The sequence below is a fragment of the Erysipelothrix urinaevulpis genome, from assembly GCF_009828835.1.
GTDB classification, from domain to species: domain Bacteria; phylum Bacillota_I; class Bacilli_A; order Erysipelotrichales; family Erysipelotrichaceae; genus Erysipelothrix; species Erysipelothrix urinaevulpis.
Window position 1 is genome coordinate 82,759 of the sequence record NZ_WTTB01000005.1, and the last position, 20,028, is coordinate 102,786.

Consider the following 20,028-nt stretch of genomic DNA (forward strand, 5'->3'; position numbering starts at 1 on the left):
AGAACCGATATAGTCGGTTCTTTTTAAAAAATTATCTATTGTAGAATTCAACAACAAGTGCTTCGTTGATTTCTTGATTAAGTTCGCTACGTTCAGGTAAACGTGTAAAGATACCTTTTTTGCTTTCTTTATCGAATTCAACATAATCAACCATTGCTACATTAGCTTCTAATGCATCTTTGATTGAAGCCATGTTTCTTGATGATTCTTTAACTTCAATTGTTTGTCCTGGTTGAACTGTAAATGATGGAATATCCACTTTTTTACCATCAACTAAGATGTGACCGTGGTTAACAAGTTGTCTTGCTCCACGACGTGTACGTGCTAAGTTCATGCGATAGACGACATTGTCTAAACGTTGTTCTAATAAGAACATGAAGTTATGACCCGTAACACCATCCATTTTAATAGCACGGTTGTATGTGTTGAAGAATTGCTTCTCATTCACACCGTATGTAAAACGGATTCTTTGTTTTTCTTGTAATTGTAAAGCATAGTTCGATAATTTTGCACGACGTCCTTGTCCGTGTTGTCCAGGTGGATAGTTACGACGTTGTAGTTCTTCTCCTGTTTCAAGGATTGAGAAACCTAAACGACGGGATCTTTTCCATACTGGTTCTTTAATTCTTGCCATGTATTGACCTCCTATAATGTCATATATCGCAAGTTTACAAATTATTAATAGTTGAGTTTATCTAAGCCGTTTCCCATTTACAGCTTTGGTACTTTGGCACCTGCCGCGGGACAAACTAATGGCTACTAACTTTGTATGCTGTGCATAATGACGCTTATATATAATACGAAATTACGTTGTAAATGTCAATTAATATCGAAATATTTAATCATTCCATTATTTCTGTTTGTAATTATTCATTAAAATTGAGTTCACGCAAGCGATATTTCTTGAAATTATCATGGATTATTCTTAACCTATACTTTAGAAATATGGTACAATATTAACAATGAGGTGAGTAAATGAACTATAACGATATATTGAAGTTTTTAAACGAGCAAAAAATAATAATCGCAATCGTAGTAGGGCTTCTTTTGGTCCTGGTTTTTATGTTAATTCGACAAAGAAAGAAGAAACAATTAAGTAACCGTTTTGATGAACTTGAAGTTAAGTACAATGAGTTAATGAGTATTCCGATTCTTTTTAAAATTAATAAAGCAACAGGCTTAGCTAAAGTTAACCATAAGATTGCGAGAGATGTCGACTCATGCAAAGATGATTTTGAGTCTATTCGTTCTAAACAAGACAACATCGTCAACCAGATGGGCGATGCGAATGATGCTTTGGCATATGGAAAATATAAAGAGGCGAGCTACTTATTCGAAGAGCTTGAAATTGTTTTAGATGAAGCACTCAAAGGGACATATATTCTTGATCAACAGCTTGAGACACTTCTAGAAGAAGAAACTCAACAAAGGATGAAAATTAACAGTCTCAAAGATAAATTTAGAGCGTTGAAAACTGAAATGAAAGGTAAAGAATCTAAATTGGGCGACAGTTATGAAACATTAGAAGCCCAAGGTTCAGAAATTGAGCATATGTTTTCGACCTTTGAAGAATGGATGTACGCATCAGATTTTGGTAAGGCTGCACAAGTTAGTGAAGACACTGAACTAGAAATTAAATTGTTTGAGGATCGTTTAAATAGTATACCTAAATTATATGAAAGGGCTAAAGGACTGATACCGCAATTGCTTGATGAAGTGTCGAGATTGTATCAAGGAGTTCGTCAAGAAGGTGTGTTTATCGACCATCTTGAGGTACCACGAAATATTGCCTTATTGAGTGAGGTGTTAAAAGAAGATCTCATACAAATTGCTAATGGAGAGATTATCTCAACGTCTAAGAGTTTAGCAGAGAGTCAAAAACGGTTGGAGCAAATGGTTCTAGAAATTCAAAAAGAAAATAAAGCAAATGTTGAATTAGAAGAATTGTTTGAAGTATCGAGTGACTCCTTATCGGGTTTGACACAAGGTCTCAATGAAATAAAACATGAAGCAGCTCGGATTGAAGTTCGTTTTGGTTTTGCAGGATTTGAAGAACAACTTGACGAAACAGCAAAAACACTGGCGGATTATAATGACAAACACCAAAAAATTTCTCGGATGAAAAATGAAGAGAATATTCCGGCATCGAGCATTTTAGTTTCGGTAAAAGAGTTGAAACAAGATGTTAATATCTTGCTTGAGGATTTCAATGGTTTACAAGAAAAAGTTGAACAAGCGAATGCGGATGAAGTCCGAGCAAAGAAACAATTATTAAAATTACATTTAATTATCAATGATGTCCAAGTAAGAATTAAAAAAAGATCACTTCCAAGTGTTTCACAAAAATACCAAAGTGATTTACACAAGGCATATAATTATACTGATCAAATAAAAGAAATGCTTGATCAAGAGAGTTTAGATGTTAGTCTTTTAAACGCAACAGTTGATGAGGCGATTGACTATATTTATAAACTACACAACAACGTTAATAACCTTGTTGGTGTTGTTGATATGTCTGAGAATGCCATTGTTTATGCGAATCGTTATAGACCCTATATTGGAGATATTGATACTCAATTAACACGAGCTGAATTAGCGTTCAATAATGGTGAATACACTCAGAGTTTAACGACAATTATTAATTCGATTGATAAGTATCGCCCCGACTCAGAATACGAGGAGATGATCAAAAACAATGCAAAAAGTGCACAATAACCCAATTTATTTAGATTCAGCAAGCACGGTTCCAATGCGGGAAGAAATTATTGAAGATGCTGCTGTTTTGATGAAAAAATATTATGCTAACGCTGACTCATTGCATCACGCCGGTCAGCGTGTTTCACGTTTAATCCTACAAAGCCAAGAAAAGTTAGCGAAAGATTTATCTGTTTTACCCCATGAAATTTTTTATACTTCTGGGGCAAGTGAATCTAACTCATGGGCACTGCAGGGTGTTGCATTTGCAAATCAAGATCGAGGCAAACATATTATAACCAGTGAAATTGAACATGCATCAATCCTTAATACATGCAAAGTTCTTGAAGAAACGTTTGGATTTGAAGTCGACTACTTACCCGTTAATGATCAAGGCGTTGTTGAAGTCGATGTGTTGAAAAAAACCTTGCGTGAAGATACCATACTGGTTTCTTTATTTGCAATCAACAATGAAATAGGAAGTATAAATAATTTAAGCGAACTTGCTAAAACTATTCGAAAACATTCCTCAGCTTTCTTTCATGTAGACGGTGTTCAGGCTTTAGGGAAACACCCTATATCCATGAAGCAAATTGATATGATTTCCTACTCAGCTCATAAAATTGGCGGGCTAAAAGGCAGTGGTTTATTGATAAAAAGGGCTGGCGTTAAAATACTACCAATCATTCATGGTGGTCAACAACAAGAGGCTTTAAGAGGTGGAACAACCAATAGTCCAGCTGTTATACTATGGTCTAAGACCTTACGCTTAGCGCTTGAAGACTATCACAAAAACCATGAAAAAGTTAGAGAAATGTATCGATATTTATGGGAGTTCTTTTCAGGAAAAGAAGGTATCGAAATTCATAGTTTTAAGGACTCAAGCCCCTATATTTTTAATGTTTCGGTGCTTAATGTTGATTCGGAAATTATGATGAATGCTTTAAATCATGAAGGTATTTATGTTTCGGCACAAAGTACTTGTCATAGTAAAAATACCGAATCTCATGTATTATTAGCATTAGGTAAATCGAAACAAAGTTTAAAGACAAACGTTCGTTTAAGTTTATCGAGTAATAATACAATGGAAGAAATTGTAGAAGTATGTGAGAAAATAATGGAGATTAAAGAATATGTCAAACACTAATTATGAATACATTATGTGTCGATACGGTGAGTTATCGACTAAAGGAAAAAACCGAAGAAATTTTACCAATCAGCTCCTTAGAAATATTAAAGGTCAATTAAAGCAATTTGAAGCATTAACGTATAAGACAACTTATGATCGTCTATACATTAATTTAAATGGTGAAGATGGTTTAGCGGTTAGCGAAGAATTACGTCATGTTTTTGGCTTAAGTTCCTTTTCGCTTGCGATTAAAACAGAGCGAGATTTGGATATCATTGCTGAAAAAGCGCTTGATTTGATACGAATGGAAGAAGGGGCGACATTTAAAGTCTTTGCGCGTCGTCATGATAAAACATTTGAACACAACTCTGATACAATTAATCGCCATGTTGCGAGTAAGATTTTACAGAATACAAATCTAAAGGTTGATGTCCATAACCCAGATATATCAGTTATTGTTGAAATTAGAGGCGATACAAGCTACATCATGATGGGAAAAATACTGGGTGCTCAAGGGTATCCTGTTGGAATACAAGGAAAGGTAATGCTTATGCTTTCGGGTGGGATTGATTCGCCTGTTGCAGCTCATCTCATGATGAAGCGGGGTGTACGTCTTGAATTTGTTCATTTTGCATCTCCACCTTATACATCAGCCCAAGCGCAGAAAAAAGTGCTTGATTTAGCCAAAGAACTTGGGAAATATCAAAATGATATTCGTGTTCATATTATTCCGTTCACTGATATACAATTAGAAATCAATGAGAAAGTTCCAGAAAGTTATTCAATTACAATGATGCGACGATTTATGCTAAGAATTGCGAATCAGTTGGCTGAGAAGAAAAATTGTTTAGCAATTGCGAATGGTGAAAGTTTAGGTCAGGTAGCTTCACAAACCTTGGAAAGTATGAATAGTATTACAGCAATCAATGATGGCTTACCGATTTTACGTCCGCTCATTACTTATGATAAAATTGAAATTATTAACTTAGCAAAGAAAATCGGAACATATGAGACTTCTATTTTACCATTTGAAGACTGTTGCACGATTTTCACACCTAAAAACCCAGTCACTAAACCAAAACGTGATAAAATAGACCGTTTTGAATCATATTTTGATGTTGATACCTTAATTAGCGAAGCGATTGACAATGTTGAAGTTGTTGATTTTAGATATCATGAAGAAGAGGAAGAAGAATCATTCTTATAGGAGGACAAAATGGCGTTTGATCAATTGACAAATAAATTACAAGATACATTTAGAAACCTTAGTGGAAAAGGTAAATTATCGGAAAAAAATATCCAAGATGCTTTATCAGAAATTCGAATTTCATTATTAGAAGCGGATGTTAACTTGGATGTTATCCAGGAATTGTTGGATTATGTTAAAAAAGAATCAATGGGAATGAAAGTTCCTAAAGGTGTTGATCCAGCTCAAATGTTTATCAAAGTGGTTAATGATAAACTTGTTGAAATATTAGGCGAAGAAAATGCTGGTTTAAACTTTAATAATAAACCGGGTGTCTTAATGATGGTTGGATTGCAAGGGAGTGGTAAAACGACCAGTATTGCTAAACTTGCAAAACATTTAAAAGAAAAAGAAAACAAAAAAGTATTACTTGTCGCAGCTGACTTAGCGCGTCCAGCGGCAATTGAGCAACTTCATATTCTTGGAGAGCAAATTGGTGTCGAAGTCTATAGTCAAGCAGATTCTACACCACAAAATGTTGTGAAAGAAGCATTGAATCATGGAAAAGATTTTGATGTTATTTTAATTGATACGGCAGGACGTCTACAAATTGATGATGAATTAATGACACAACTTGTTGATATTGAGAAGATAACTCAAGCGGATGAAATTCTTTTGAGTGTTGATGCGATGAGTGGTCAAGATATTATTAATGTTGCTCAAGGATTCAAAAACAAATTAAACCTTACGGGTTTATTTGCAACTAAATTTGATGGTGATACTCGTGGTGGGGCTGTTTTATCAGTCCGTTCCTTAACTCAAGTTCCTGTTAAGTTTGTTGGGATGGGAGAAAACATTGAAGATTTAGAATTATTCCACCCAGATCGAATTGCATCTCGAATTCTAGGTATGGGAGATATTGTTTCACTTGTTGAAAAAGCTGAAGAAAAAATGGACTTAGAGGCGAGTGAGAAAGCAGCTGAGCGCATGATGAAAGGCCAATTTACCCTTGATGATATGTTAGTTCAACTACAACAAGTCTCTAAAATGGGGCCTTTATCAGGGTTGTTGAAGATGGTTCCAGGAGCAAATCAATTTGCTGGTCAAATTGATGATGCTGACGCAAGTGAAGGAATTAAAAAAACAGAAGCAATGATTCAAAGTATGACAAAAGAAGAAAGAAATAATCCTGATTTAATTCGTTCGTCGCGCAAACGTAGAATTGCGAAAGGGTCTGGTACAACAACAACGGATGTGAACAGACTTTTAAACCAATATAAAAAAATGCAAAAGCAAATGCGTATGTTATCACGCATGATGGGTTAAAGTAGGGGAACAGTATGTTCTTACTATATTTAGATTTCTTCTTTATTAAAACAACAAAGTAAAAGTAAAGGAGAAAATAATGAAATTCAAAGAAAATGAAATGATAGAATTAGAAAAATTAGAACATTTATATCAATCTGTTCAGTGGTCAGGCTATACAAATCATCGCGTTAAAATGGAAAAGATGTTGGAAGGTTCGTTATGGTGGTGTGCGTGTTGGATTGATCAAGAGTTAACGGGACTAATTCGTGTCGTTGGTGATGGTGTCTCAATTATTTATGTCCAAGATATTTTGGTGAATCCCAAATATCAACGTCAAGGAATTGGGAGCCGGTTATTTAAAATTATGATGAATAGATATGCATCCACAATTCGACAAATTGTCTTGCTAACTGACGATGAACAAAAAACTCATCAGTTTTATACATCCTTAGGTCTAAAAAGTCTTGATGAAGTTCATGCTAAGGGGTTTGTTCATTATAATTTTGAGAAGTAAAGATGATAAAATGTTCTTGCAATTGTATCCAAATTATGTTAAATTATATATTGCTTATAGCACTCGAGTTCCGCTGCCTTGGAGTATGAACTTGTTTGAAAGAAAGGAAGTTTGTCATGGGATTAAATTTAATCGATGAGGTAACAAAATCTCAATTACGTAGTGATATTCCTGAATTCCGTCCTGGATCAACAGTTCGTGTTGATGTCTTCATTCGTGAAGGTGGAAAAACAAGAGTTCAAGCATTTGAAGGTCTTGTTATTCAAAAGAGCGGTAAAGGAATTGCTGAAACATTTACAGTTCGTAAAATGTCATCAGGAATTGGCGTTGAAAGAACATTCCCTGTTCATTCACCAATTATTGATAAAATTACAGTAATACGTCATGGAAAAGTACGTCGTAGTAAACTATTCTATATACGTAAACGTTCAGGTAAGTCAGCAAGAATTGCAGAACGTCGCTAAGAGCCGTATTTTATACGGCTTTTTCTTTATAGAATAGGAGGGTAATATGAATAAAACAGATGATCGTTTTCTAAAGGTGTTAAAAGAGTTTATCCAAAGCATGATAATTAGTTTAGTTTTTGTAATTCTTTTAACACAATTTGTTATTCGGCCTGTAAAGGTTGAAGGTTTATCAATGTATCCGTCGTTGAATGACAAAGAAATAGGCGTTTCGAATATTTTGGCAAATAGTTTGGGTTCAATCAAACGATTTGATGTTGTTGTTGTTTATCTACAAGATCAAAATAAATATATCGTTAAACGAGTGATTGGTTTGCCAGGTGATGAAGTTGAATATAGAGATGAACAACTCTATATTAATGGAAAAGCAGTCGATGAACCATTTTTAAATACAGATTATCGTTCGCAATACACCAATGCAGATCGTGAATTTATGCAAGATCTCGAACCAATTACAGTTCCAGAGGATCACTATTTTCTTTTAGGAGACAATCGACCAAATTCTATTGATTCACGGAATTATGGATTTTTTGAAAGGTCAACGATTAAAAGCAAGTCTGTTTTTGTCTTTTTACCCTTAAATCGACTTAGAAAGGTTGGGTAAATAATGACTGTACAATGGTTTCCTGGTCATATGGCCAAAGCTTTGCGTTTGATTGAAGCACAGCTGAAACAAGTAGATTGTGTCATAGAATGTCGTGATGCTCGTGCACCTTTATCGACGAGAAATCCTGTATTGGATCGTAAATTAGGGGATAAGCCTCGATTAATCATTTTGACTAAAAAAGATTTGGCTGAACCCAATCAAAGTAAGCAATGGATGAATCAACTGGAAGCGGAAGGTAACATTGTTGTTTTAGTTGATTCATTACAAGATAATTTAAAAAAAGTTTTAGTTCCTAAAATTGAGGAATGTCTTATACCAAAACGTGAACGAGAAAAAAAGCGTGGTATGAAACGTAGGAAAGATCGTGCGTTGATTGTTGGTGTACCCAATGTTGGGAAATCAACAATTATTAATCAACTTGCGAGTAAAAAGGTTGCAAGTGTTGAAAATCGACCTGGTGTCACCCAAGCTTTGAAATTAATTCAAATCAATCAAAATCTAGAACTTGTTGATACGCCAGGTGTTTTATGGCCTAAATTTGAAAGCAAGGAAATGGGCTTACATTGTGCATTGATTGGCTCAGTTAAGCATACAGGGTATAATTTGGAGCAAGTTGTGAATTATGCCTATGATACCTTGCACAATCGTTTTGGAGATGTGGAAAGTCATGTTTTCTTTAATCAAATTGCTTCTGATAAGGGTCTTTTATCAAGTGGTGGAGACATTGAAATGGAACATGTTCAACGCTTATTTTTACAAGATATTCAAAATGGGAAATATGGTTTAATCACATGGGATCGTTTATGATTGAATTTGAATCGATTGCTTGGGAAAACAATGAATTGCTAGTTGGTATTGATGAAGCAGGACGAGGCCCAATGGCGGGGCCTTGTGTTGTTTGTGGTGTGGTTTTCCCTCAAGGTTATCTTAACCCTGAAATCAATGATTCTAAAAAGCTAAGTGAACGCAAAAGACAAGACTTAGTGGATGTTATCTATAATGATGCACTCAATGTAGAACTTATTGTTGTTGATGTTGAAACAATTGATGAAAAAAACATCTACCAAGCAACCAAGGATGCCATGATTGCGATAGCGAAAAAAAGCATAGCCAAAGTTGTCGTTACAGATGCTATGCCTTTTCAGTTAAGTGAAAAAGACGTACAATCAGTTGTGAAAGCTGATCAAAAATCAATCTCTGTTGCTGCAGCCAGTATTATTGCTAAAACAACACGTGATCAATTGATGGTTGAGTATGATCGAAAGTATCCTGCATATGGTTTTGCAAAGCATAAAGGGTATGGTACAAAGCAGCATAAAGAAGCTATTATAAAGTTTGGACGTTGTCCAATTCACCGAACGAGTTTTCGATTTAAAGATGAGCACCAAATATCGTTAGATATTTAGGACTTGTCTTTTTTTATGCTAATTTCCAAGTGGGTGATAAGGTGAGAAATTATTTAAAAAACTTAGCGTTTCATTATGAAGGGAATCAAAAAGAAATGCTTAATGCACTCAAGCGAAAAGCAACTGTTAAAGAATTTAGTTGTGATTATGAGTTTGTCACAATTATTGATAAAGATTATCCCAAACAACTTCTAGATTTATATGATCCCCCAATTGTTCTATTTTATTCAGGCAATTTAGAACTTTTGAAAAATGAGTGTGTCAGTGTTGTGGGAAGTCGACGCCCAAATCAGTATGCAATTGAAGAGACAAAGATATTAGTCAAGTCTTTGAAAGAAAGATATTGTATTGTTTCTGGTTTGGCATATGGCATTGATTGCATTGCTCATTTAGAAAGCAAAGATACAGGAACCATCGCTGTAATAGCTAATGGACTGGATATTTATTATCCGAAAGAACATCAAACAATTCAAAAGTATTTATGCAGGAAACAATTAGTTCTAACAGAGTATCCACCTCAGACAAAAGCAAAAAAACATCACTTTCCAGTTAGGAATCGTGTGATTGCTGCACTATCAAAAAAAATACTAATTATGGCAGGAACGGAAAAAAGTGGTACAATGCATACAGCGAACATTGCTCTAGAACTCAATCGCCAGGTCTATTGTTTGCCTCATAATGTCAATGAAGTTCAAGGAAAAGCGTGCAACCAACTCATTCAAGAAGGGGCGAGCGTATTGACAAAAGAAAATGAATTCTACACTATATAGATAAGGAGTGGTTTTTTATATGAAAAATTTAGTTATCGTTGAGTCTCCATCAAAATCTAAAACAATTGAACGTTATTTGGGTGAAGATTTTGAAGTAGTATCCTCAAAAGGACATATTAGGGACTTAGCTACAAAAGGAAAAGATGGCTTGGGTGTTGACTTTGAAGATGAATTTAAAGCCAGTTATAAAATTAGTAAAGATAAGAAAGATGTTGTTAAAGAATTAAAGAAAAAAGCAAAAGATGCTGATTTTGTTTATTTAGCAACTGACCCGGACCGTGAAGGAGAAGCAATTTCTTGGCATTTAGCCAGTGAATTGGAACTTGATCTTGATCAAAAAAATAGAGTTATTTTTAATGAGATTACAAAAGATGCAGTCTTAAAAGCGTTTGAGGAACCAAGACAAATTGATATGGATCTTGTGCGTTCTCAAGAAACACGTCGAATACTAGACCGTATTATTGGATTTAAGTTGTCGAAGCTTTTACAATCTAAAATTCGTTCAAAAAGTGCAGGACGAGTTCAATCAGTTGCATTAAAATTGGTTGTGGATCGAGAAAAAGAGATTAATGCATTTATTCCTGAGGAATACTGGTCAGTCATTGCTTTCTTTGAAAACGAAGGGCATATTATTGAAACAAGTGCCGAGCGATATAAAAATAAAAAATTAGAAATGAAGAATAAAGATGATGCTCAAAAAGTACTTGATGCATGTCAAAATGAATTTACAATCTCTAAATTGGAAAAGAAAAAGCGTAAAAAAGCATCGAAACTTCCATTTATTACATCGACCTTACAACAAGAAGCGTCGACACGTTTAGGTTTTGCTTCAAGAAAAACAATGCGTGTTGCACAAAAACTTTATGAAGGGATTGAGATGGGAGGCGAAGCAGAGGGACTCATTACTTATATGCGTACTGATTCGACTCGTTTATCCAATGTGTTTGTTGAAGAAGCGTTAGGTCATATTAAAGCGGAATATGGTAAAGAATATGTTGGAACATATCGTGCAGGTAAAAAAGATGATAATGCGCAAGATGCCCACGAGGCAATTCGTCCAACAAGTATTAAACGAACACCAGATTCAGTTAAAAAATATTTAACGGCAGATGAATATAAATTATATCGTTTTGTTTATTATCGTGCGGTGGCCTCATTGATGGCTCCAGCTGTCTTTGATGCGGTCAGTGTTGTGTTCTCGCAAAATGATTATGATTTTAATGGTAGTGGATCTGTTTTAACTTTTGATGGTTATATGAAAGTTTATGATTATGAAAAATCAAGTGATAAGTTGATTGGTGAAATTGACGAAGCAAAGGCATATAGTGCACGCAATATTGAAGCAAATCAACACTTTACACAACCACCAGCACGTTATACAGAAGCGCGCTTAATTAAAGAATTAGAAGAACAGGGGATAGGTCGTCCAAGTACCTACTCAATGATTTTGGATACGATTGTTTACCGAGCATACGCAACATTTGGTGCAGTATCTGAAACATCAAGAACTAAAGTGTTTAAACCTACTGAACAAGGTGTTTTAACAAGTGAAAAACTTGATGAGCATTTCTCAAGTATTATTAATGTTGATTACACAGCAAAAATGGAAGAAGAATTAGACGAAATATCAGAAGGGAATAAAGATAACATTAAAGCGCTTCAGGATTTTGTTGACAAATTTTATCCATTACTTGAAGAAGCAGATGAGAAAATGGAAAAACTCGAAGTTGAAAAAGTTGGTGAGGAATGTCCGGAATGTGGTGGTGAACTTGTCTATCGATATGGTCGATATGGTAAGTTTATTGCATGTAATGAGTTTCCAAAATGTCGATATAATCGTGCATTGGAGGAAAATAAGAAAGAGGAACCTGTTAAGACTGGTGAACAATGTCCAGAATGTGGTTCTGATTTAGTGAAGCGTAAGAGTCGTTATGGAACATATTTTGTTGGGTGCTCAGGTTTCCCTAAATGCCGTTATATCCAACCGAATGAAAAAAAGAAAAAAGAAAAAGAGACAAAGGAAGAGACAAAGGATGAAGAAAAAAGTTAGAGTTGTTGGGGGTGGGCTTGCAGGGAGTGAAGCAAGTTATCAGTTAGCCCAGTTAGGGTATGAGGTTGAGTTAGTTGAAATGCGTCCAACTAAGATGACCCCTGCTCACACTAGTGAGAAATTTGCGGAGTTGGTCTGTTCTAACTCCTTTAGGTCAGATAGTTTGTCCAATGCTGTAGGGATTCTTAAGGCTGAGATGCGTTTGTTTGATAGTTTGATTATGCAAATGGGAGATAAGCATCAATTACCAGCGGGAAGTGCTTTAGCGGTTGATCGTGAAGGGTTTAGTCAGGCTGTAAGTGATGTTTTAAAATCACATCCTAATATAACGGTCGTTGATCAAGAATTTACAGAGTTTGATGACAAAGTGACATTGGTTGCGACAGGGCCCCTCACATCGGAAACGTTTTCACATTATTTGCAAACGTTTTTTGGTCAAGATGATTTATATTTTTATGATGCTGTAGCTCCAATTGTGTCAGTAGACAAAATAAATTTTGATATTGCTTATAAAAAGTCTCGTTATGATAAAGGTGATGGAGCTGATTACATTAACTGTCCCATGACAAAATCAGAATTTATGAATTTTCATAAAGAATTGTTGCTTGCTGAACAAGCTCCAATGAGGGAATTTGAAGATGTTAAAGTATTTGAAGCGTGTATGCCAATTGAAGAGATGGCATCACGAGGGTTTAAGACCATGTTGTTTGGACCAATGAAACCAGTTGGTTTGGAACAACCAGATGGATCCAAACCATTTGCAGTCGTTCAATTACGACAAGATGATGCTGCGGCATCACTGTATAATCTTGTTGGATTTCAAACGCGCTTAAAATGGGGAGATCAAAAAAGAATTATTCAAATGATCCCAGGCTTAGAAGATGTTGAAATTGTTCGTTATGGTGTTATGCATCGTAATACTTATATCAAATCGCCACTCATCCTCAATAAACACTTTCAAAGTAAAGAACACAAACACATATTTTTTGCAGGACAAGTGAGTGGGGTTGAAGGGTATGTTGAATCGGCGTCATCGGGACTATATGCAGCGTTAAATATTCATCAATATATGCAAGGTGAGAGCATGGAATCTCTATCGAATCAAACAATGATGGGTGCTTTAGCTCAATATGTAGCGACGGCAAACCCTGAACGTTTCCAACCTATGAATATTAATTTTGGGATTGTTGGGAATCGTTTAAAAGAAAAAGAAGAGATGGCTCAAAGGAGCTTAGAGGAAGTTGAACGATTTAAACAAACAATATTTAAATGAGTTTATCAACCAACAAACAGTTACAAATACTGGATCAGTTCATACTGAAGATGCTTATCGAAGTGATATCAATCAATATTTAGAATTTTTTGAAGGTGAGGATCTTCTCAACATAGATCAAAGTAATGCCTTTGAATACCTCAATGCATTATACAAAATGGAATTAGCACCCACAACCATTGCAAGAAAAGTTTCTGCACTTAGAAGTTTTTTTAAATTTATGCAGATGAATTACGGTGCAACGATGAATCCATTTAATCAAATTAAAGTTCAAAGTCCCAGCCAAAAATTACCGAGATTTTTGACAAAACAAGAATTAAATAATTTGTTGTTAAGTTGTGATGACAGTGTATTGGGAAAAAGAAATCGTCTCATGTTTGAATTAATGTATGCCTCTGGTCTTCGGGTCAGTGAATGTGTTGGCCTTCAATTAAAAGATATTCAACAAAAAGAACGCGTTATTTTAGTTGAAGGTAAAGGAAGCAAAGAACGACTTGCATTTTATTATCCTTCACTTTCTCTAAAAATTAGCGAGTATTTAAGTGAACTTAGACCGTTATTAATGAAGCAAGAATCTCATGATTTTGTTTTTGTTAATGCAAATGGTAAACCTTTATCACCACGTGGTTTCCAATATGCCTTGGCGAAACAAGCAAAGATAGCAGGCTTAAAACAGCGGGTGCATCCTCATATGTTAAGGCATAGCTTCGCAACACACTTACTGGATCAAGGGGCTAATTTAAGGGTGGTTCAATCATTGTTAGGTCATGAGTCCTTAAGTACAACACAAATTTATACGCATGTGAGTCAAGAAAAACTTAAAGAAATATATGATAAAACAATCAATCACATAATTTAACATTGGAAGCGCAAACTCTCCACACATTATTTAGGTATTATAGTCATGTAAGAGATATCTCTTACACTGGATAATAACCTCTTCTCCTATATTCATATCCCCTTGTGAATAAATAAAAGTTATTATGCAGATATTCTTTCCCCTTATAAATAATTTGAAAAAAGCCACATAATAATAGGCTTTTTTCTTTTTGCATAAACAAGTAGAATTGTTTGACATTCGCAACTCTTTTCTCTATAATTAAAGAGCATTAAAAAGCAAGGTGAGATTATGAAATTTTTACGCACAGAGCTTGATCAATCGAATGCTTCCCGAATTGAAATCGATGAAGCCTTGATGATCGAACTTGAAGAACATCCGCGATGCAATGATTTAAAAGATATTCATGCAAGTGGCGATGCTTATTACGATCACGATGCTGGTCGTTTAACCGTTAATATGTATATTGATGGTGAGATGATAGTTCCGTGTGCAATTACACTTAAACCGTTATCACATCCTTTCTCAGTTCGTGTTCAGGAAGTATTTGCTTTCGATGAACTGGAAGAAGATGAAGATAGCATTTATGTTGAGGAAGAAGAGCTTGACTTAGATCCTTACATACTTGCAGCAATCTTGGCTGATATTCCATTGAAGTTAGTTGATCCAGAATTAACTGAATATCCAAGCGGTGATGGTTGGGTAGTTATGAGCGAAGAGGATTATTTGGAAGAAAAAAGTAAAGAAATTGATCCGAGACTTGCAAAATTAAAAGAGATTGAAATTGATTAATTGGAGGTGAGATGATGGCAGTTCCAAAAAGACGCACATCGAAATCAAGAAAAAACAAACGTCGTACACATTACAAATTACCAAAAGTAACTTTATCAAAAGATCCACAAACTGGAGAGTGGAAGGTTCCACATCGTGCGAATCGAGACGAAGTTAAGTAATTATAAATTAGTCTTGGGAAACCAAGATTTTTTTATGTGAATTTATGGGAATACATTGTGAAAGTGAGGTAAAATCATGAAAAAAAACCATACCTATTCAATATCTTTATTCGCTTTATTTATTGGTTTTGTTGCACTTATTTTGTCCTTATTTACAATTGAATATATCCCGTTTCGTTTTAAACTCATTATTTTATCAATTTTAACGATGGTTGCGATGGCGATACTGATTATTACAAAACATAGTTTTTGGCGTTTTTTAACAGGGCTATCGTTGATCATTGTTTCTTTTTATTTTGTTGGATCACAGTACGAATTAAATAAACTATCACAAGCTCATACCTTTGAACTTGTTGATTATGATTTACTGGCAGTTGCTGAGTTGGATGATGAAATTAAGAATATTGGGTTTTATGGTGTTAGAGCCAGTCATCATGAGGAACTTTTAGCAAGTTTTTCGCCAAATATTAAATTTATGAATTATGAAAGTGTCGATGATTTAGCGGTTGATTTAAAAGAGAATAAAATTCAAGCTTTTTTATTGAATTCTAATTTAGTCCCTGAAGCAATTGCTAATCCTAATTTAGATGGATTAGAATTGCGACAAGTGAATCGTTATTCTGTGAAAGTTGGTTCCTCTGTACAGCCCCAAAAAATTGATGTACTTGATGACCCTTTCCTTGTTTACTTAAGTGGTATTGATGTATTTGGTGATGTGGTGACACGATCTCGTAGTGACATGAACTTAGTTTTAGCAGTCAATCCCAAAAAACATGAAGTTTTAGTGGTTACAATTCCTCGAGATACCTATTTAAATTTAGGCTGTGAGAATAATAGTTTAGATAAATTAACGCATGCAGGCTTATATGGTGTTGGATGTTCAATGAAGACATTGGAAAACTATTTTGGGCTTGAGTTTAATTATTATGCTAGAATTAACTTCACAGGTTTAGTTAATTTAGTTGACGCGGTAGGGGGTGTCAATGTTTTTTCACCCAATGAATTTACAACTGATAAAGGAACGGTATTTATCCAAGGAGAAAATCATATTAATGGTCAAGAAGCCTTGGAATTTGCGCGTGCTCGTACTCAATTAGACCGTGGAGATATTGATCGAGGGTTAAATCATCAATACTTATTGGAAGCAATCATGAACAAAATGTTGAGTGAAAACAATGTTTACTCATTGCCTTCGCACTTACCATTATTACGGAATGTCTTAGATACAAATCTTAGTGATCAAGATATTTCGAAAATTATTTCAAATCAAATATCCAATCAGAATGAATGGAATGTTCGTGATTTAGATTTGAAGGGTGTGGGTGCGATGAAGCATACCTACAGCCAGGATAAACGCTATAAATATTATGTTTATATTCCAGATAAAAAAAGTCGTGATGAAATAATGACAAGCATAGAGGAAGTGATGAATGTTGATGGACAATAAATTGAACTCAAGACGATTTATTCATGCTTTTGTAGCAATTGAACAAGTCCTAAAAAAACAATTAAACAATCCACCCTTCGGGTTTAGTCAAATGGTTCAGGTGTTATCGACAAAAAATGCAATTGTGAAACACCACTCCTTTGATTTGCTCGAATATGCACAACTTAGAAATGCGATTGTTCATAATCGAAGTGGTGAAAATTATGCAATTGCAGAACCTCATAGTGAGGTCGTAGAGAATATTGAAAAAATTCTTAAAGAACTAACTCAACCAGCAACATTAGCTGATGTAACTCTGAGCAAAGTTTACACGTCTCATCCAGATATGAAAGCGATAGACCTAGCTAAAATTCAAGAAAAACATAATTACTCAATGGTTCCTATTTACGATAAAGGACGCTATATTGGGATTGTTTATTCTAAACTTTACCAAAAGGCTTTTGCAATGGGAAATTTTGATTTAACAGTCAAAGAATTATTGGCTTACCAAGATAAAAAAAATAGAGTGCTCTTTGTGTCCTTACAGAGTCCTTTACGAGAAATAGTGGAAACGTATTTTGATTTGTACGAAAAAGGTCGTGGAATTGTAGGGGTTATTGTGACAAAAAATGGATTTATGAATCAAAAAGCACTGGCTGTCTTAACGCCTGCTGATTTACCGAAAATTTTTGAACTGCTTGAATAATTTTCAGCAACACTGTATATTATCTAAGGAAGATCATTTTATAAAAAGGAGTACATATGGCAAATTATTTCACGATGCATGATGCATCACTCAGAAGATATAACACATTAAGACTTGATGTTATTGCACATACGGTCGTTTTACCTAATACAATTGAAGGTCTTGTAGAAGCACTGCGAGATTATAAAGATAAAGAAATCGTTTTGATTGGTAATGGTTCTAACATGCTTTTCTCTAAAGATTACTATGATGATAACACTGTATTTATTATCAATGTATTGTTGAGTAATATTACAATTATCGATCAGGAAATTGTTTTAGAAGCAGGTGCTCGATTGAATCGTTTAGCATGGTTTGCTTGTGAACAATCTGTGGGTGGTTTGGAATTTTGTGAAGATATTCCAGGCACAATTGGTGGAGCATTAATTATGAACGCTGGACAATGGCAATACACCATTGGACAATATGTCAATTGGATTGAAGTTTACAATTATGAAAAAGATGAAGTTGAAACGATATATCCAGATGAAGAATTCTTTGCCTATCGTTATTCGCATTTAAATAACTTACCTGTCTACGTTTTACGTGCTGGATTAAAAATGATGGCAGGCGATTATAATGAGTCTTTAGACAAAATGTTATATTACCGTCACGAACGATATGTTAAACAACCTCGTAATTATGCAAATGCAGGAAGTGTATTTAAACGCCCTAAAGATAAAAACGGAGAAAGTTTATATGTTTGGAAAATGTTTGATACAGTTGAATTAAGAGGATTCACAATCGGGGATGCTATGGTTTCTACAAAACATCCTGGATTTATTGTTAATAAAGGGAACGCAACAGTTCAAGATATGCATGATGTTATTGCAGAGTGTAAGCGTCGTGTTAAAGATGAATTTGATGTGGAATTAGAACTTGAATGGAGAGTTGTTTAAGGAGCTTGGCTTACGCCAAGCTTTTTTTATGCTTGTAAGAGATAGTTTCACAACAAAAACAATAAGATTATGATACAATAGTGGTACAAAGTGGCGCAAAGTGGTAGAAAGTGGGTGATTCTTATGTTCATGGGCGAATATCAACACAAAATTGATACAAAAGGACGCATTATTGTTCCAGCTAAATTTCGAGAGGAATTAGGGGATACAATGATTGTTACGAAAGGTTTAGATGGCTGTTTAGCAATTTATACTGAAGAACAATGGCAAGATGTTTATGAAAAACTTAAAAAATTGCCAACAACTAAACGTGAAGCGAGGATGTATGTACACATGATTACTTCAAAAGCAGCAGAATGTGACCTTGATGCACAAGGACGTATAAGAATACCAAGTCACTTGAGTGAGGAAGCTAAACTCGAAAAAGATTGTGTGATCGTGGGAGTTAGCGATCATGTTGAGATATGGGATAAAGGTCGATGGGATAATTACTACGCTCTAGCAAGTGAAAACTTCGAAGACATCGCCGAATCCTTGACGGAGTATTTTTAAATGAAACATTATTCAGTCATGCTCAATGAAACAATTGAGAGTTTAAATATAAAAGAAGATGGAGTTTATATTGATGCTACGCTTGGAGCGGGCGGGCATACAGAACAAATTTTGAAACGATTAACAACGGGTCATGTTATTGGTTTTGATAAAGATGCTGATGCATTAAAACGAACACATGAACGGTTAAAGCCCTATGGAAATTTATTTGAATCTGTTAGGGGGAGCTATACACAGATTGAAGAAGTATTGGCAGAAAAAAAAATTTCTGAAGTTGATGGAATTATTTTTGATTTAGGGGTATCATCACCACAGTTTGATGATCCAAGTCGCGGGTTTAGTTATCGATTTGATGAACGTCTCGATATGAGGATGGATCAGCGACAAAAATTATCGGCGTATGAAGTTGTGAATACGTATTCGGAAAGTGATCTTGAGAGAATATTGAAAGATTATGGTGAAGAACGCTTTGCAAAAGGGATTGCTAGACAAATTTGTTTGGCAAGGCCTTTGGAGACGACCTTTGATCTCGTTGAGGCAGTTAAGCGTGCTTATCCATTTAAAGAAATGAAAAAAGGACATCCTGCAAAACAAACATTCCAAGCAATTCGTATTGAAGTGAATAATGAATTAGGAGAAGTGGAAGATGCAATTGAACAAGCTATTAACAGTATTAAGGTTGGTGGGCGAGTAGTTGTTTTAACATTCCATTCCTTAGAGGATCGTTTAGTTAAGAAGGCATTTAATAAGGTAGGTAAACCTGCAAAGGTAAATCCTAGAATTCCTGTCGCAATTGAAGAAGAACTGAATTACAAGGTAATTGTAAAGGGGAAAAAAGCAAGTAAGGAAGAACTCAAAGAAAATAATCGCTCACATAGTGCGATTTTAAGAGTCTTGGAAAGGGTGAGGTAAATGGCAAAAAGAATTGTTAAAAAGAAAAAGAAATTATCAATTAATGGAATGATATATTCGATGGTTATGATTAGTGTATTGCTTTTCCTATTTACTCAGGTTTTCATCCGAACAGAGAATACAAGAATTACACGTCAAATTCAGGATGTTGAAAAAGAAATTACAGCTATTACAGTTGAGAATGAAGTTTTACTTGGAGATATACAAGAGTTGCGAGCTTATAGTCGTGTTGTTTCGATAGCACATGATGCAGGCTTGGAAACAAACAATAACACGGTGACAATAAAACAAGGTGATTAGTT

The 20,028-nt window shown here is 34.9% G+C and carries 22 protein-coding genes; 21 read left to right on the forward strand and 1 reads right to left on the reverse strand.

All coding sequences use genetic code 11. The features are described 5' to 3' along the window. Positions 1-31 precede the first annotated feature (31 nt). A complete protein-coding gene (rpsD, locus tag GVV10_RS06680) occupies positions 32-634 on the reverse strand; it encodes a 30S ribosomal protein S4 (RefSeq protein ID WP_159520959.1) in 603 nt (200 codons plus the stop codon). A gap of 341 nt (positions 635-975) precedes the next feature. Between rpsD and GVV10_RS06685 the strand changes: the two genes are divergently transcribed. The 21 genes from GVV10_RS06685 (at position 976) to GVV10_RS06785 (ending at position 20,026) form a co-directional block, all read left to right on the forward strand. Next, positions 976-2,715, forward strand: coding sequence for a septation ring formation regulator EzrA (locus GVV10_RS06685; protein WP_159520961.1), 1,740 nt, complete (start codon positions 976-978; stop codon positions 2,713-2,715). Then, entirely contained in the window at positions 2,696-3,841 is a 1,146-nt protein-coding gene (locus GVV10_RS06690) for a cysteine desulfurase family protein (protein WP_159520963.1), read from the forward strand. The genes GVV10_RS06685 and GVV10_RS06690 overlap by 20 nt, the downstream gene beginning before the upstream one ends. Next, positions 3,828-5,030, forward strand: a complete 1,203-nt coding sequence (thiI, locus tag GVV10_RS06695) for a tRNA uracil 4-sulfurtransferase ThiI (protein ID WP_159520965.1) — start codon at positions 3,828-3,830, stop codon at positions 5,028-5,030. Before GVV10_RS06690 ends, thiI begins: the two co-directional genes overlap by 14 nt. A gap of 9 nt (positions 5,031-5,039) precedes the next feature. Next, on the forward strand, positions 5,040-6,335 hold the full coding sequence (gene ffh / locus GVV10_RS06700) for a signal recognition particle protein (RefSeq protein WP_159520967.1): 1,296 nt from the start codon (positions 5,040-5,042) through the stop codon (positions 6,333-6,335). Positions 6,336-6,414: 79 nt separating this feature from the next. Then, positions 6,415-6,831 (forward strand): GNAT family N-acetyltransferase, encoded by a 417-nt coding sequence (locus GVV10_RS06705; RefSeq protein WP_159520969.1) that lies wholly within the window; start codon positions 6,415-6,417, stop codon positions 6,829-6,831. A 116-nt stretch (positions 6,832-6,947) separates the two neighbouring features. Continuing rightward, positions 6,948-7,295 carry a 50S ribosomal protein L19 gene (gene rplS / locus GVV10_RS06710; RefSeq protein ID WP_159520971.1) on the forward strand — a complete coding sequence of 116 codons (348 nt, stop codon included), beginning with the start codon at positions 6,948-6,950 and terminating at the stop codon, positions 7,293-7,295. A gap of 46 nt (positions 7,296-7,341) precedes the next feature. Next, positions 7,342-7,899 (forward strand): signal peptidase I, encoded by a 558-nt coding sequence (gene lepB, locus GVV10_RS06715; RefSeq protein ID WP_159520973.1) that lies wholly within the window; start codon positions 7,342-7,344, stop codon positions 7,897-7,899. 3 nt (positions 7,900-7,902) lie between these two features. Further along, positions 7,903-8,709: a ribosome biogenesis GTPase YlqF gene (gene ylqF, locus GVV10_RS06720; RefSeq protein WP_236261875.1), complete on the forward strand. Its 807-nt coding sequence runs from the start codon at positions 7,903-7,905 to the stop codon at positions 8,707-8,709. Continuing rightward, positions 8,706-9,308 carry a ribonuclease HII gene (locus GVV10_RS06725; RefSeq protein WP_236261876.1) on the forward strand — a complete coding sequence of 201 codons (603 nt, stop codon included), beginning with the start codon at positions 8,706-8,708 and terminating at the stop codon, positions 9,306-9,308. The genes ylqF and GVV10_RS06725 overlap by 4 nt, the downstream gene beginning before the upstream one ends. 41 nt (positions 9,309-9,349) lie before the next feature. Then, positions 9,350-10,078 (forward strand): DNA-processing protein DprA, encoded by a 729-nt coding sequence (gene dprA / locus GVV10_RS06730; protein ID WP_159520977.1) that lies wholly within the window; start codon positions 9,350-9,352, stop codon positions 10,076-10,078. Positions 10,079-10,097: 19 nt separating this feature from the next. After that, the gene (topA, locus tag GVV10_RS06735; protein WP_159520979.1) at positions 10,098-12,128 is read left to right on the forward strand and encodes a type I DNA topoisomerase; all 2,031 of its coding nucleotides are present in this window, start codon (positions 10,098-10,100) and stop codon (positions 12,126-12,128) included. Next, on the forward strand, positions 12,112-13,401 hold the full coding sequence (gene trmFO / locus GVV10_RS06740; RefSeq protein WP_236261877.1) for a methylenetetrahydrofolate--tRNA-(uracil(54)-C(5))-methyltransferase (FADH(2)-oxidizing) TrmFO: 1,290 nt from the start codon (positions 12,112-12,114) through the stop codon (positions 13,399-13,401). Before topA ends, trmFO begins: the two co-directional genes overlap by 17 nt. Next, positions 13,370-14,260: a site-specific tyrosine recombinase/integron integrase gene (xerA, locus tag GVV10_RS06745; RefSeq protein ID WP_159520984.1), complete on the forward strand. Its 891-nt coding sequence runs from the start codon at positions 13,370-13,372 to the stop codon at positions 14,258-14,260. The genes trmFO and xerA overlap by 32 nt, the downstream gene beginning before the upstream one ends. Positions 14,261-14,530: 270 nt before the next feature. After that, positions 14,531-15,031 carry a YceD family protein gene (locus GVV10_RS06750; protein ID WP_159520985.1) on the forward strand — a complete coding sequence of 167 codons (501 nt, stop codon included), beginning with the start codon at positions 14,531-14,533 and terminating at the stop codon, positions 15,029-15,031. Positions 15,032-15,045: 14 nt separating this feature from the next. Then, the gene (gene rpmF / locus GVV10_RS06755; protein ID WP_159521138.1) at positions 15,046-15,192 is read left to right on the forward strand and encodes a 50S ribosomal protein L32; all 147 of its coding nucleotides are present in this window, start codon (positions 15,046-15,048) and stop codon (positions 15,190-15,192) included. A gap of 76 nt (positions 15,193-15,268) precedes the next feature. Then, positions 15,269-16,639 (forward strand): LCP family protein, encoded by a 1,371-nt coding sequence (locus GVV10_RS06760; protein ID WP_159520986.1) that lies wholly within the window; start codon positions 15,269-15,271, stop codon positions 16,637-16,639. Further along, on the forward strand, positions 16,629-17,324 hold the full coding sequence (locus GVV10_RS06765) for a CBS domain-containing protein (RefSeq protein WP_159520987.1): 696 nt from the start codon (positions 16,629-16,631) through the stop codon (positions 17,322-17,324). The genes GVV10_RS06760 and GVV10_RS06765 overlap by 11 nt, the downstream gene beginning before the upstream one ends. A gap of 56 nt (positions 17,325-17,380) precedes the next feature. Next, positions 17,381-18,262 carry a UDP-N-acetylmuramate dehydrogenase gene (gene murB, locus GVV10_RS06770; RefSeq protein WP_159520988.1) on the forward strand — a complete coding sequence of 294 codons (882 nt, stop codon included), beginning with the start codon at positions 17,381-17,383 and terminating at the stop codon, positions 18,260-18,262. A gap of 123 nt (positions 18,263-18,385) precedes the next feature. Further along, a complete protein-coding gene (gene mraZ / locus GVV10_RS06775; RefSeq protein ID WP_159521140.1) occupies positions 18,386-18,814 on the forward strand; it encodes a division/cell wall cluster transcriptional repressor MraZ in 429 nt (142 codons plus the stop codon). After that, complete coding sequence (gene rsmH / locus GVV10_RS06780) at positions 18,815-19,726, forward strand: 16S rRNA (cytosine(1402)-N(4))-methyltransferase RsmH (RefSeq protein ID WP_159520989.1); 912 nt, start codon at positions 18,815-18,817, stop codon at positions 19,724-19,726. It abuts the gene before it with no gap. Then, complete coding sequence (locus tag GVV10_RS06785; RefSeq protein ID WP_159520990.1) at positions 19,727-20,026, forward strand: cell division protein FtsL; 300 nt, start codon at positions 19,727-19,729, stop codon at positions 20,024-20,026. Positions 20,027-20,028: the final 2 nt, after the last annotated feature.